The sequence below is a fragment of the Sphingobium sp. TKS genome (assembly GCF_001563265.1).
In the GTDB taxonomy this organism is placed as follows: domain Bacteria; phylum Pseudomonadota; class Alphaproteobacteria; order Sphingomonadales; family Sphingomonadaceae; genus Sphingobium.
The window spans coordinates 4,129,577-4,142,369 of sequence record NZ_CP005083.1 but is presented as its reverse complement, the minus strand read 5'-3'; the positions used below and the strand labels follow the sequence as shown (position 1 = coordinate 4,142,369).

The window sequence follows — 12,793 nt, the reverse complement described above, 5'->3', positions numbered from 1 at the left end:
TCTTCAAAAAGCGTCGGACCGGCGCAGGATAGGCGCTTTGCAGGCGGATCAGAAGATGCCCAGGAATTTCTTCTCCTGACTCTTTTTCTCTTTTTGGCTGCCCTTGCCGGCTTCGTCCTTGGCCGTGGTGCCGTGGCCGACATCGTCGCGGGGCTTGCCGCCCTTGGTGCGTTGGGCGGTAGCGGTCGCACCGGCAAGGACCGGACCGCAGGCCGCGCTCTTCGCGTCGCCTATGTCGACAAAGGCGAGAACGGCAGCGAGTGGGCTGGCGGCGACGCCCAGCGCCGCTGCCGCGCCGCCGCGCGCGATCAGCTCGGGGCTGATGACGTCGATATGGGGTTTGACGAAAGTGCCGTCGAGGCTGACCGGGGACTGGCCGGAGAAGAGGCTGAACTTCTTGCCGTCGGCGCGGAAGGAGAGGTCGAGGCTTTCATTGCGGAAGGAAAAGCCGCCTCGGCCCAGCAGCACATTTTTTTCGGTGTCGATGATGATCGGGTCCGCCGCCGCCACGCCGTTGCGAACGGTGAAGGCGATGAGGCCGCAATTGATCTGGACCGGCTTCTTGAGTTTGCCCGAGAACATCTTGGTGATGAAGGTGCCGATATCGAGCTCGGAAAGCTGGATGTTGCGGGTCCACATCGATCCGGCGGGCAGGATGACGGCGATGCGCCCGTCGGATGTGCTGAGCGAATCGTGCAGCGTGTCGCCCAGGCCGGTCATCTGGACACGGGCCTTGATCATGCCGGTGGTGCCGGATTCCTCGACGCCCCAGCGGGCGAGCAGCTTGCCCATGGGCGTGGGAGACAGGCGGATGTCGTAGGTGGTGCGCACCGGCTGGCCGCGCGCATTGATGGAAATATCGGAACTCAGATGGCCGCCGGACATGTCGAAGGTCAGCGGCGACAGCTTCAGCAGGCTGTGATCGAGCGCCAAAGTGAGACCGATATTGGAGATCGGCACATGTTCCGCGCGGATGCGGCGAACGTCATATTGGAGCCGGGCGTCGAAATTGCGCAGCGCTTCAACCCGAAGCGGCGCGTCAGGCAGGATGCGCGGCGTGCCGCCCACGGTGCTGATCGCGCCGTCCGCGCCCTGGGCCTCCAGCTTCTGCGGGTCGTAGCCGATGAAGGGACCGATATCGAGGATGTCGAGCGTCTGGGTCGTCAGGGCAGCCTTCAGCAGCAAGCGGTTATTGGGGAGCGAGACGGTCAGCCGCCCGGCGAGGTCGCTATCGCCAAAGCGGCCCTTGAGGTGCGTGAATCGCCATTCGCCGCCTTGCCTGGTGAGTGCGGAGGTCAGGCGGTAATCCCGGGTCTCGGGAATGGCGACGCCCAGGAAGTCGAACAGCCGGGCGAGATTGGGACCGTGGGTGATGAGGCGCAGATCGGCGCCCTTGATCTCGGTCGCGCCGGGGAGGGTGCCGCTGACTTCGAGAATGGTGGCGCCAGCCTCGGCATGAAGGGCTAAGCTGTTTTTGCCGCCCATCACCGTTTCATTGGGCGAGAGCAGGCCGCCGCGCAGGGTGAAGGGTCGCTGCCGCATCGTGCCGGTGCCCGAAAAACGCACGTCGCTGGCAAAGCGGCTGTCCTGCGCCTTCACCGTTTCGAAGCCGATATCGGTGGCGAGCTGCATCCGGGGATCGCGATAGCGCAGCGTCGTACCCGCCAGCAGTGCGCGGCGGATCAGGGGAAGGTTGAGCGGCTCGCCCTTCCTGTTGGGGTCGCCGAAAGTCCATGTATTGCTCTTGCCGTCGCGGGACCATTCGAGGTCGGCCGCCGCATTGCGCAGTTCGAGCCAGCCGACGCGATATTTGTCTCCGAAGAGGAGGCTTAAAGGCGCGATTCGGCTGTCGATCAGGTCGGCGCGGAAGAAATCGGGGCGGCTTGCCCATTGAGTGTTCGCGACCGTCATCTTTTCGGCGCGGAACTTGATGGTGACGGGATCGAAATAGAGCTGGAAGTCGCCGCCGACCTTGACGGGGCGTTCGAGGCGGCTGGTCAGGAAGCGCTCGAAGGGGTGTTTGAGGAAGCGGCCCTTGGTGACGAACAGGATCAGCCACAGCGCGAAGATGATGCCGACGATCCAGAGCAGGACGCGGAAGGGCAGCGGGATTTTGCGCCAATTTTCCCGGGCACGGTACAGGTGATAGCGCGCGCCGCCGGGGCGCGGCACCTCGTTCGCCGGCATGTCCGGCCGGAGGGGATCGGCGTCGGCCATGGCGGTTCAACGCCGGGCAGCGCTTTTGGGTCCGAATCGCTTGCTTTGGCGCGATCTTCCGACTATGGGCCGCCCTTCGCGATATTCGGAAGGACCGCCCGGCTAACTAGGGCTGCCGTGGCTGTCCGTAATCGTCGCGCTGAAGAAGGAGACGAAAATGCCCAAGCTCAAGACCAAGAGCGGTGTGAAGAAGCGCTTCAAGTTCACCGCTTCCGGCAAGGTCAAGCACGGCGTCGCTGGCAAGCGTCACCGCCTGATCAGCCACAACGCCAAGTATATCCGCCAGAACCGCGGCACCTCGGTCATGTCCGACGCCGACGTGGCACATGTGCGCCTCTGGGCGCCCTACGGCCTGAAGTAAGGAGTAGAGGCACATGGCACGCGTAAAACGTGGTACGACCACCAAGGCGAAGCATAAGAGGATTCTGGATCAGGCGAAGGGCTATTATGGCCGTCGCAAGAACACGATCCGTATCGCTCGCCAGGCCGTCGAAAAGGCCGGCCAGTACGCTTATCGCGACCGCAAGGTCAAGAAGCGGACCTTCCGTGGCCTGTGGATCCAGCGCATCAACGCTGGCGTCCGCGCTGAAGGCCTGACCTATTCGCAGTTCATGCACGGCCTGAAGCTGGCCGGTGTGGAGCTGGACCGCAAGGTTCTGGCCGACATTGCGATGCACGAAGGCGAGGCGTTTAGCGCCATCATCGCCCAGGCGAAGGCTGCGCTGCCCGCAGCCTGAGCCGGATCGGTCGCAAGATCGTCCAAAGGGGCGCCGGGGCAGATGCCTTCGGCGCCCTTTTTCGTTTCTGCCTTTTTCGGAGGCTTGATCCCATGTCGTTGCATGTCTGGTGGTTGTACGTCACGGCGGTTTTCCTGATCTCGGCCACGCCGGGACCGAACATGCTGCATGTGATGACGCAGAGCATTCACCATGGGCCGCGACGGGCCATCGCCACCATGGCGGGGCTGATGAGCGCGATCCTGCTCTGCCTGATCGCTTCGGCGCTGGGGTTGGGAGCGTTGCTGAAGGCCTCGCCTCGACTGTTCGACGGGCTGCGCTATGCGGGGGTCGCCTATCTGCTCTGGCTGGGCGTCAAGGCTTGGTGTGCGCCGGTGGGCGAAGCGGGCGAGATCGGCGCCACGCGGGCGCGGTCGCTGCGGGCGCTCTATGGGACCGGGCTGTTGACGGGATTGTCCAACCCCAAGCTCATCATCTTCGCCGCCGCGCTGTTTCCGCAGTTCATCGATACGGACCGGCCCTTTGCGGTGCAGTTGGCGATATTGGTGATGAGCTTCGTCGCGATCGAGTTCGGCTGGCAGTGCGTCTATGCGCTGGGCGGGGTGAAGCTCGCCCGCTGGCTGACGCCCGCGAACCGGCAGCGGCTGTTCAACCGAGGGACGGGGCTGATGTTCATCGGTTTCGGTGGGGCGCTGCTGGGCGCGCGGGCTTAATCGTCATTCCCGCGAAGGCGGGAATCCATCTCCGGACTGGCCATGCAACGCGACTTCGATCCGACAGTCTACATTTTGGCCAGTCATAAGAATGGCACGCTGTACATCGGAGCCACTTCAAACCTCATTCAACGGCTGCATCAGCATCGTTCCGGCTTGATTGATGGCTTCACAAAAGACTACGGCGTGCACCGGCTGGTCTGGTTCGAGAGCGGCGGTTCGATGGAAGAGGCGATCCGGCGCGAGAAGCAGATCAAGAAGTGGAACACGCAGTGGAAGATCGACCTGATCGAGCGGGATAATCCCGAATGGCGTGATTTCGCTCTCGATTTGGGTTTTGAGGCTTTGGAGAGTCGGCGCATCGATTGAGCGCCTTGGAATTTGGATAGTGCGGGAGATGGGTTCCCGCCTTCGCGGGAACGACTTTAAGATGAGTGAGATTGCCAATCTGAAAGCCGGCCTGATCGCCGACATCGAGGCTGCGGACACGCTGGAGGCGCTGGAAGCGCTGCGTGTGGGCGCCATGGGCAAGAATGGAGTGGTGACGGGGCTGCTCAAGACCCTTGGGCCGATGAGTCCGGAAGAGAGGCTGGAGAAAGGCCCGCCGATACAGGACTTGCGCGAGAGCGTGACAGCGGCGCTGACGGAGAAGAAGGCGGCGCTGGAGCAAGCGGCGCTTGATGCGAAGCTGGCCGCCGAGAAGATCGACATGACGCTGCCTGCTGAGCTGGGTGCGCAGGGGTCGGTTCATCCCGTCAGCCAGGTGATGGACGAACTGGCGGAGATTTTCGCGGACCTGGGGTTCTCCGTGGCGACCGGGCCGGAGATTGAGGACGACTGGCATAATTTCACCGCGCTCAACATCCCGGAGACGCATCCGGCGCGGGCGATGCATGACACCTTCTATTTCCCCGACGCTGAGGACGGGAAAAAGATGCTGCTGCGCACCCACACCTCCCCGGTGCAGATCCGCACGATGATGAACGGGGAGCCCCCGATCCGTATCATTGCGCCGGGCCGGGTCTATCGCTCGGACTCGGACGCGACGCATACGCCGATGTTCCATCAGATCGAGGGGCTGGTGATCGACAAGGGGATCACGCTCGGTCATCTGAAGTGGACGCTGGAAACCTTCTTGAAGGCTTTCTTCGAGCGCGACGATATCGTGCTGCGGCTGCGGCCGAGCTATTTCCCCTTCACCGAGCCTTCGGTCGAAGTGGACGTGGGCTATACGCTGACCAACGGCCAGCGGGTGATCGGCGGCGACGGCGATGCGCCGGGTGGCGGCTGGCTGGAAGTGCTGGGCAGCGGCATGGTCAACCGCCGCGTGATCGAGGCGTGCGGACTGGACCCGGATGAATGGCAGGGCTTTGCCTTCGGCACCGGCGTCGACCGGCTGGCGATGCTGAAATATGGGATGAACGACTTGCGCGCTTTCTTCGACGGCGATCTGCGCTGGCTGAAACATTATGGCTTCTCCGCGCTGGATGTTCCGACGCTCAGCGGAGGAGTGGGCGCATGAAGTTCACGCTGAGCTGGCTCAAGACGCATCTCAAGACCGATGCCGACCTGCCGACGATCCTTAAAGGTCTGACGAACATCGGGCTTGAGGTCGAGGGTGTCGAAAATCCGGCGGAGAAGCTGGCCCCCTTCCGGATCGCCCGAGTGCTGACCGCCGATCCGCATCCGCAGGCGGACAAGTTGCAGGTGCTGACCGTGGACGCGGGCGACGGCGCGTTGCAGGTCGTGTGCGGCGCACCCAATGCGCGTGCCGGTCTGGTCGGCGTGTTCGGGACCGAGGGCGCGGTGGTGCCGGTCAACGGCATGGTGCTGAAAAAGACCGCCATTCGCGGGGTCGAGTCCAACGGCATGATGTGCTCGTTCCGGGAGCTGGAACTGGGCGAGGATCATGACGGGATCATCGAGCTGAACCCGGATGCGCCGGTCGGGCAAGTCTATGCGCAATGGGCTGGGCTGGACGATCCAGTGATCGATGTGTCGATCACGCCCAACAGGCAGGACTGCATGGGCGTGCGCGGCATTGCGCGCGATCTGGCGGCGGCGGGCCTCGGCACGCTGAACGCCATTGTCGTGCCGACCGTCGAGGGCGTTGGGCCGGGGCCGGATGTACGGGTCGAGGATGAAGAGGGCTGCCCGGCTTTCTTCGCGCGGACCGTTCGCGGCGTGACCAATGGCGCGTCGCCCGAATGGATGGCGAAGCGGCTGAAGGCCATCGGGCAGAAGCCGATCAGCGCGCTGGTCGACATCACCAACTATATCATGATCGACCTTGGGCGGCCGCTGCATGTCTATGACATGGCGACGCTGAAAGGTCCGCTCGTGGCGCGCAAGGGCAAGGCCGGCGAAGAGATACTGGCGCTCAACGGCAAGAGCTACACCGTCGATGAGACGATGACCGTCATCGCCGACGATGAGGCCGTGCATGACATTGGCGGCATCATGGGCGGCGAGCATTCGGGCGCGCAGGACGGCACGACCGACGTGCTGATCGAATGCGCCTATTTCACGCCGGAGCGGATCGCAGTGACGGGGCAGAAACTGGCGCTGACCTCAGACGCCCGCGGGCGGTTCGAGCGCGGGGTGGATCCCGCCTTCCTCGATGACGGCCTGTCGATCGCGACCGATCTGGTGGTCAAGCTTTGCGGCGGCACGGCCAGCGAGGCGACGCGGGCGGGTTCGCCGCCCGTGGCGAACAAGACCGTGACCTACGAGCCGTCACAATGCCTGGCGCTGGCGGGCGTCGATGTGTCCGAGGGCGAGCAGAAGCGCATCCTTGAAAGCCTTGGCTTCGGCATTCAGGGCAATGATTCCACCTTCGAATATCAGGACGGCATGCCGGTGACGACGCCGGCCAACTGGACCGTCAGCGTACCGAGCTGGCGGCGGGACGTCGACGGCTGGCCCGACATTGTCGAGGAAGTGGTGCGCATCGTCGGGCTGGATCAGGTGCCCTCCACCCCCCTGCCCCGCATGCCCGGTGTCGCCAAGCCGACCGCCACACCCGAGCAGAATGTCGAGCGGCGCGTGCGCCGGACGGCGGCGGCGCGGGGTCTGGCCGAGGCGATCAACTGGTCCTTCATTTCGGAGAAGGAAGCGGCCTCGGTCGGTGGCGGCGACTGGACGCTCGCCAATCCCATTTCCGAAGATCTGAAGGTGATGCGCCCCTCCCTGCTGCCGGGCCTGCTGTCGGCCACGCGGCGGAACATGGATCGCGGCGCGGCTGCGGTGCGGCTGTTCGAGCTGGGACGGCGCTATTTCGCCGACAAGGAGCGGGCCACGGTCGGTTTCGTGCTGGCGGGCGAGAAGGTTGCGCGGGGCTGGCAGACGGGCAAGGCGCAGGCCTTCTCCGCCTTCGATGCCAAGAGCGAGGTGATCGCGCTGCTGGCTGCTGCCGGTGCGCCGGTGGCGAATTTGCAGAGCTTTGTTGAAGCTTCGGCCGCCTATCATCCGGGCCAGTCGGGCACGCTGCGGTTGGGGCCGAAGGTCGTGCTGGCCGAGTTCGGGGTGCTGCATCCCAGCCTCGCCAAGCAGTTCGGGCTGACCGGCACGGTGGTCGCGGGTGAGATCTTCCTCGATGCGATCCCGACCAAGCGGAACAGCGGCTTCATGCGCGCGCCCTATGCGCCGCCCGCGTTGCAGGCGGTGAAGCGTGACTTCGCCTTCGTCATCGATCAGGCGGTCGAGGCCGATGCGCTGGTACGTGCAGTCAAGGGCGCGGACAAGAAAGCCATTGTCGATGCGCGGCTGTTCGACGTCTTCGTGGGCCCAGGCGTGGAAGAGGGCAAGAAGAGTCTCGCCATCGAAATCACCCTGCAACCGGGCGAAAAGAGCTTCTCCCAGGAGGAGCTGGACGCGATCAGCGCGGCGGTGGTGAAGGCGGCCGAGAAGCTGGGCGGCAGTCTGAGGTGGTAATATGAATCGGTCGGCTTGGTGTAAAAGCATGCTGCTGTTTTGGGCGATATGCTGCTTGGGCCAAGCGGTTAGCGCTTCATCATCCGCGCTGGTCGTGAGGATTCAGAGGAATGACTATCCTCCAGAAGCACTGATAAACGGGCTTGCCGGTGATATTCCGATCCGGGTGCGGGTTGAGCCGGATGGCCAAGTGCGGTGCGAAGTAATGGCCAACGAAGGACCGGAAATATTACGCAAGCCAAGTTGCTCTCTCGTTGCACATAGATGGCCCTTTTCGCCTGCTTTGGACGCGAACGGAAAACCGGAATCCGTTGATATCCCTCTCGTTGTGAGATGGGCGAGGATGAGCAACGGGCCGGCGGCAAAAGACAGCGCCGATGCTCTGGGTTTCGGAGGAGCAACGCCAATTTCACCGGAGAATTGGCTTGACACATTATATCAAGAAAGACCGGCTTTGGCGGCTTTCCAGGGTAGGGACGTGCTGATTCGCTTCATTGTCACTACCGCCGGTCGGATGCACAATTGCCTTGTCGAAGATAGGGCCAGAGCTTCGTTCTTTACTGAACAGCTATGCCCCGTTCTCGAAAGGCATGCTTTGCTCTTGCCCGCCATCGACAGCGAAGGCCGCGCCATACCGACCAGAGGAACGATCCGATTCACTTTTGGGTGAACGGGCTGGAAAGGCACGCCGCGCATGAAGCTGTTCGCCGGGGTTGACGGAAAAGCGCGGCTCGCCGGACTCTTCATTCTCGGCGCGATGGCTGCCCGCATCCTTGGCGATGCGGTGGCGCGGGCGGCGCTGGTCGTGCCCGGCAATGGGCGGGAGACGGCGCGCAATATCGCGGATTATCCCTGGCTCTATCGGATCGGGGAAGCCGCCGATGTCGTCGTGTTGTGCGGGATGGCCGTGGCGACGGCGCTGCTTTACGCGCTGTTCGCGCCTGTTGCGCGCAATCTGGCGCGGGTGGCGGCTTTGATGTCGCTGACCGGGATTGCCACATTGGCCGCGAGCAGCCTCATGACCATGGCGCCGCCGGTCCTGCTCGACAGCGCGCCGCATCCAGGGATCGGCATGGCGGAAGTGCATTCGCTGGTGCAGATTTTCCTTGCGCTGGGGCAAGCCGTGCAGGGGATCGGACGCATCTTCATCGGGCTTTATCTGCTGCTGATCGGCTTGCTTGCCTTTCGATCGGGGCGGCTGCCCAAAGCCGTCGGCGTCGGGCTGGCGCTGGGCGGTTTCATCCAGATGGCGGTGCGATCGGTCGCGCTGATCGCGCCTGACCTGGCCGATGCGACGGTGATCCAGGCGGACATCGTCGCGTTGCTGGCCGAAGCGGTATTTGCGCTATGGCTGCTTATTTCCGGGGCGCATCCTCGGCATTTTCCTGCGGAGTCGGCGGCGGGCTCATGATCTTGCAACCCCTTTCGGCCGCAATCCCGCGCAGATAGCCGCGCCGGGCTATGCCGGCGGTGACGGCGGCTTCCAGACGGCGCTCGGCGGGGGCCGCGCCGCTGATCTCCCGCACCAGGCCGCGAAAGGGGATGATTGAATTGACGATCGTCTTGCCGACCGCCTCCGCGATCTTGCCGGTGCGGTTTTCATTGGCCTTTTGACCGACAGTGAAGTCGGGACCGAGGACGGCGTTCAGTTCGTCCAGCGCCGCCTTGAGGTTCTTGCAGCTACGCGATGCTGGGCGTCCATAAGGGTCTTCGACCGCCCTTTGCAGGACTTGGGGAATCTTATCCTTGTCGATGCCGACATCCCGCGCCGGTTGCGTGGCGATGCTGCCGGCTTTTTTGAGGGTGTCGTCCTTCTTCTCCTGCACCTGCGCCGGAGCGGCAGTCGAAAAAAGCAGCGGCGCAGCCACGAATATCCATTTCATCCCTTTTTCTCCCTGACTTTCAAACCTTTAAGATAGGGCGTGGTTCCCGGCCTGCTTCGCCGCTATGCGGGGGCGTGGCAATGGGAGATTCTTGGCGCATGGCGGACGAATTCATCACCATCGGTTCAGACGGCCTGAGCGCCAGCGTCCATCCCCTCGGCGCGGAGCTTTGGTCGCTCAAGGACAGCCAAGGGCGCGAGTTGATGACCGATGCCGATCCGCGCTGGTGGGCGGGGCATGCGCCGTTGCTCTTTCCCTTTGTCGGGCGATCGCGAGGCGACGTTTATCGTTTCGAGGGGCAGGACTACCCGATGCTGCAGCATGGCTTTGCGCGGCTGAGAAATTTTGCGGCGGTGGAGCGGAGCGCCGATGCCGTGACCTTCCGGCTGGAGGCGGATGCGGAGACGCGGGCGGTCTATCCCTTCGATTTCCGGATGGACATGCGCTTTGCGATCGAAGGTTGGACGCTGCGGATGGCCGCCATCATATCGAATGAGGGTCAGGCCGACATGCCCTTTTCCTTCGGCTATCATCCGGCCTTCGCCTGGCCGCTGCCCTATGGCGGCGCGGTGGAAGAGCATCGGGTGCTGTTCGAGAAGGCCGAACCCGCGCCGATCCGCAAAGTGGGCGAGGAGCCGGGGCTGATTGCGCTGGAGAATGTGGCGACCCCGGTGGAGGGGAATGTGCTCGCGCCGACCCATGCGATGTTCGAGGCGGACGCGTTGATCTGGGACCGGCTGGAGAGCCGCAGCCTGTTTTGGGGCGTGCCGGGGCGGACGGGTTTGAAGATCGACTTTCCCGATACGCCCTGGCTGGGGCTGTGGCAGAGGCCGGGCGCGCATTATCTTTGCGTTGAGCCCTGGGCGGGGATGGCCGATCCGGTCGGCTTTTCCGGCGATGTGTGGGAAAAGCAGGGGATCATGCGGCTCAGGCCGGGGACGGAGCGGGCATTCCGGATGGATGTGACGGTGGTCGAGCGCTGAATTGGGGATTTCGTAATCCTGCCTCCGCAGGAGCACGATCCACTTCAACTCACTGGACGTCATCGAGCGTCAGTGAGACACTCCCTCCACCCATTCAGGGAAGGGAGTCTCCCATGGCGCTCGATATCCTCGTCCTTTACGGCTCCTATCGGCGGGGCCGCCTCGGCATCCGCCTGGCCGATTATCTGATCAACGGCTTTCAGGCTCTGGATCACAAAGCCGAACTCATCGACGCAAAGGCGATCGGTCTGCCGATGCTCGACCTGCGCTACAGCGACTATCCGCCCGGCGAAGCGCCCGCCGCCATGACGGCGCTCTCGCAGCGCCTCAAGGCTGCGGACGCCTTCGTCTTCGTCGCGGGCGAATATAATCGCGGCGTCCAGCCGGGGCTCAAGAACCTGACCGACCATTTCCTCAAGGAATTCGATCGCCGGCCCGCGGGCATCGCCAGCTATTCCATGGGCCGCTATGCCGGCGTCAACAGCCACGCCGCCTGGACGGTGACGCTGAACGCCATGGGCATGACCGTCATCCCCGAGCGCCTCAGCGTCGGCCAGATCGGGGATACGCTGGACGCCGAAGCCCGCCCCCATGGCGAAAGCGGCGCCGCGCTGGAACGCGGCTTCGCCAGTTTCGCCCGGAGCCTGGTCTATTGGGCTGAGGCGGTGAAGAAGCCTTAGGGCCAATCGACATTCAGCCCTGACGGCCTGCAAATGACGCTTTTCCGAGCTTCCGGTGCTCACCTACTTTTAGTACGCTGCATTGAAGCGAGGCACGTGACTCGCTTCAAGGGTCACGAAAAACCACCATCTTCGGCACGTCATCATCTGAATGTCGATTGGCCCTAAAGGGGAGTGGCGTGACGTCTTAGCTGCGCTTTTCTTCCTCCACCATGTCCGACGCCAGTTCCAGCCCGGCGCGGCCATGCGCGGGCGTGTGCGACGGCGCCTTGGGATGGGCCACATATTCCGGTTCCTCGACCTCCAGCATGCCTTCCCATTTGGTGATGACGGAGGTGGCGATGGCATTGCCCAGCACGTTTGTCGCGGTGCGGCCCATGTCCATGAAATGGTCGACGGCCAGAATGAAGGCCACGCCCTCCACCGGCAGGTCGAACTGCCCCAGCGTCGCCGCCACGACGACGAGTGAAGCGCGGGGAACGGCGGCGATGCCCTTGCTGGTGACCATCAGCACCAGCAGGATCGTGATCTGCGTCGCGATCGGCAGGTCGATGCCATAGGCCTGCGCGATGAAGATGGTGGCGAAGGTCGAATACATCATCGACCCGTCCAGATTGAAGCTGTAGCCCAGCGGCAGCACGAAGCTGTAGATCCGCCGCGGCACGCCGAAGCGGTCGAGCTGCTCCAGCATCTTGGGATAAGCCGCCTCCGACGAGGCAGTCGAGAAGGCGATCAATATCGGCTCGCGGACATAGCGGATCAGCTTCACCATCCGCTTGCCCAGGAAGATCGATCCCGCCGCGAACAGCAGCACCCACAGCGCGATCAGCGACAGGTAGAATTCGCCCACCAGCTCACCGAAGGTCTTGAGCACGCCCAGACCCTCGGTCGTCACCACCGACGCGAGCGCTCCGAACACGGCGAAGGGAGCCACGCGCATGACATAGCCGGTGACCTGCAACATCAGTTCGACCATCGCCTCGATCACGGTGATGATCGGCTTGCCCTTCTCCCCGATGGCGGTCAGCGCGATGCCCACGAACAGGGAAAAGACGACGATCTGCAGGATCGAATTTTCCGCCATGGCCCCGACCATGGAGGTCGGGAAGACATGCAGCACGAAATCCTGGAAATTGAGCGCTTCGGTATTGACCCCCGCATCCGCGCCCGATCGCACGAGGTTGAGTCCCTCGCCCGGCGCGAAGAAATTGACGAAGATAAGGCCCAGGGTCAGCGAGATCAGGCTGGCGATGATGAACCAGGCAAGCGCGCGCCCGCCGATCCGCCCCAGCGCCGCGCTGTCGCCCATATGGGCGATGCCCGCGACCAGCGTGGAAAAGACCAGCGGCGCGATGATCATCTTGATCAGATGCAGGAAGATGTCGGCCAGCAGATGATAATAGCCTGCCACATCCTTGGCCAAGCTCTTGTCGCCGCCCGCCCAGATATTGGTGGCGAAGCCCACGATCACCCCCAGAACCATGCCTGTCAGGATGAACGCCGTCAGTCGATTTCGCATCTCGTTCCTTTAACCGGCGCGTGGGCGCGCCGCATTCATGGTCTGTCCTGCAAGGCTGCCACACCTAACAGGCACCCGCAGCGCCCGCAATCGGAGGCGCCCCGAGCCGTCATCGCATTAAACGAATG

13 protein-coding genes are annotated in these 12,793 nt (G+C 63.5%); 10 read left to right on the top strand and 3 right to left on the bottom strand.

Annotated elements, in window-relative coordinates; genetic code table 11:
• Positions 1-48: 48 nt before the first annotated feature.
• A complete protein-coding gene (locus K426_RS20500) occupies positions 49-2,217 on the bottom strand; it encodes an AsmA family protein (RefSeq protein ID WP_066560940.1) in 2,169 nt (722 codons plus the stop codon).
• Positions 2,218-2,374: 157 nt separating this feature from the next.
• On the opposite strand from K426_RS20500, the gene rpmI reads away from it, so the two are divergent.
• The 8 genes from rpmI to K426_RS20460 all read left to right on the top strand — a co-directional run bounded on the left by rpmI (position 2,375) and on the right by K426_RS20460 (position 9,011).
• Complete coding sequence (gene rpmI, locus K426_RS20495; RefSeq protein WP_007689506.1) at positions 2,375-2,578, top strand: 50S ribosomal protein L35; 204 nt, start codon at positions 2,375-2,377, stop codon at positions 2,576-2,578.
• A gap of 13 nt (positions 2,579-2,591) precedes the next feature.
• Positions 2,592-2,954: a 50S ribosomal protein L20 gene (rplT, locus tag K426_RS20490; protein ID WP_007689504.1), complete on the top strand. Its 363-nt coding sequence runs from the start codon at positions 2,592-2,594 to the stop codon at positions 2,952-2,954.
• A gap of 92 nt (positions 2,955-3,046) precedes the next feature.
• Positions 3,047-3,667 (top strand): LysE family translocator, encoded by a 621-nt coding sequence (locus tag K426_RS20485; protein ID WP_066560932.1) that lies wholly within the window; start codon positions 3,047-3,049, stop codon positions 3,665-3,667.
• A gap of 42 nt (positions 3,668-3,709) precedes the next feature.
• On the top strand, positions 3,710-4,036 hold the full coding sequence (locus K426_RS20480; protein WP_066560929.1) for a GIY-YIG nuclease family protein: 327 nt from the start codon (positions 3,710-3,712) through the stop codon (positions 4,034-4,036).
• A 61-nt stretch (positions 4,037-4,097) separates the two neighbouring features.
• On the top strand, positions 4,098-5,189 hold the full coding sequence (gene pheS, locus K426_RS20475) for a phenylalanine--tRNA ligase subunit alpha (protein WP_066560926.1): 1,092 nt from the start codon (positions 4,098-4,100) through the stop codon (positions 5,187-5,189).
• Positions 5,186-7,600 (top strand): phenylalanine--tRNA ligase subunit beta, encoded by a 2,415-nt coding sequence (gene pheT, locus K426_RS20470; protein WP_066560923.1) that lies wholly within the window; start codon positions 5,186-5,188, stop codon positions 7,598-7,600. Before pheS ends, pheT begins: the two co-directional genes overlap by 4 nt.
• 1 nt (position 7,601) lies before the next feature.
• Entirely contained in the window at positions 7,602-8,270 is a 669-nt protein-coding gene (locus tag K426_RS33135; RefSeq protein WP_082748732.1) for an energy transducer TonB, read from the top strand.
• Between the two features lie 24 nt (positions 8,271-8,294).
• Positions 8,295-9,011: a DUF4386 domain-containing protein gene (locus tag K426_RS20460; RefSeq protein WP_066560919.1), complete on the top strand. Its 717-nt coding sequence runs from the start codon at positions 8,295-8,297 to the stop codon at positions 9,009-9,011.
• On the opposite strand, the gene K426_RS20455 is transcribed toward K426_RS20460, so the two are convergent.
• A complete protein-coding gene (locus K426_RS20455) occupies positions 8,956-9,483 on the bottom strand; it encodes a hypothetical protein (protein WP_066560916.1) in 528 nt (175 codons plus the stop codon). The genes K426_RS20460 and K426_RS20455 overlap by 56 nt on opposite strands.
• 98 nt (positions 9,484-9,581) lie before the next feature.
• On the opposite strand from K426_RS20455, the gene K426_RS20450 reads away from it, so the two are divergent.
• Positions 9,582-10,466: an aldose 1-epimerase family protein gene (locus K426_RS20450; RefSeq protein ID WP_066560902.1), complete on the top strand. Its 885-nt coding sequence runs from the start codon at positions 9,582-9,584 to the stop codon at positions 10,464-10,466.
• Positions 10,467-10,579: 113 nt separating this feature from the next.
• Complete coding sequence (locus K426_RS20445; RefSeq protein ID WP_066560900.1) at positions 10,580-11,146, top strand: NADPH-dependent FMN reductase; 567 nt, start codon at positions 10,580-10,582, stop codon at positions 11,144-11,146.
• 187 nt (positions 11,147-11,333) lie between these two features.
• Here the strand turns inward: K426_RS20445 and K426_RS20440 are convergent, their stop codons facing one another.
• On the bottom strand, positions 11,334-12,665 hold the full coding sequence (locus K426_RS20440; protein ID WP_066560898.1) for a dicarboxylate/amino acid:cation symporter: 1,332 nt from the start codon (positions 12,663-12,665) through the stop codon (positions 11,334-11,336).
• Positions 12,666-12,793 lie beyond the last annotated feature (128 nt).

Bases quoted from the DNA above. Each gene is read 5' to 3' on its own strand.
- K426_RS20440 (WP_066560898.1), bottom strand. From the start codon at position 12,665: ATGCGAAATCGACTGACGGCGTTCATCCTGACAGGCATGGTTCTGGGG.
- K426_RS33135 (WP_082748732.1), top strand. From the start codon at position 7,602: ATGAATCGGTCGGCTTGGTGTAAAAGCATGCTGCTGTTTTGGGCGATA.
- rplT (WP_007689504.1), top strand. From the start codon at position 2,592: ATGGCACGCGTAAAACGTGGTACGACCACCAAGGCGAAGCATAAGAGG.
- K426_RS20480 (WP_066560929.1), top strand. From the start codon at position 3,710: ATGCAACGCGACTTCGATCCGACAGTCTACATTTTGGCCAGTCATAAG.
- pheT (WP_066560923.1), top strand. From the start codon at position 5,186: ATGAAGTTCACGCTGAGCTGGCTCAAGACGCATCTCAAGACCGATGCC.
- K426_RS20460 (WP_066560919.1), top strand. From the start codon at position 8,295: ATGAAGCTGTTCGCCGGGGTTGACGGAAAAGCGCGGCTCGCCGGACTC.
- K426_RS20445 (WP_066560900.1), top strand. From the start codon at position 10,580: ATGGCGCTCGATATCCTCGTCCTTTACGGCTCCTATCGGCGGGGCCGC.
- pheS (WP_066560926.1), top strand. From the start codon at position 4,098: ATGAGTGAGATTGCCAATCTGAAAGCCGGCCTGATCGCCGACATCGAG.
- K426_RS20500 (WP_066560940.1), bottom strand. From the start codon at position 2,217: ATGGCCGACGCCGATCCCCTCCGGCCGGACATGCCGGCGAACGAGGTG.
- K426_RS20485 (WP_066560932.1), top strand. From the start codon at position 3,047: ATGTCGTTGCATGTCTGGTGGTTGTACGTCACGGCGGTTTTCCTGATC.
- rpmI (WP_007689506.1), top strand. From the start codon at position 2,375: ATGCCCAAGCTCAAGACCAAGAGCGGTGTGAAGAAGCGCTTCAAGTTC.
- K426_RS20450 (WP_066560902.1), top strand. From the start codon at position 9,582: ATGGCGGACGAATTCATCACCATCGGTTCAGACGGCCTGAGCGCCAGC.
- K426_RS20455 (WP_066560916.1), bottom strand. From the start codon at position 9,483: ATGAAATGGATATTCGTGGCTGCGCCGCTGCTTTTTTCGACTGCCGCT.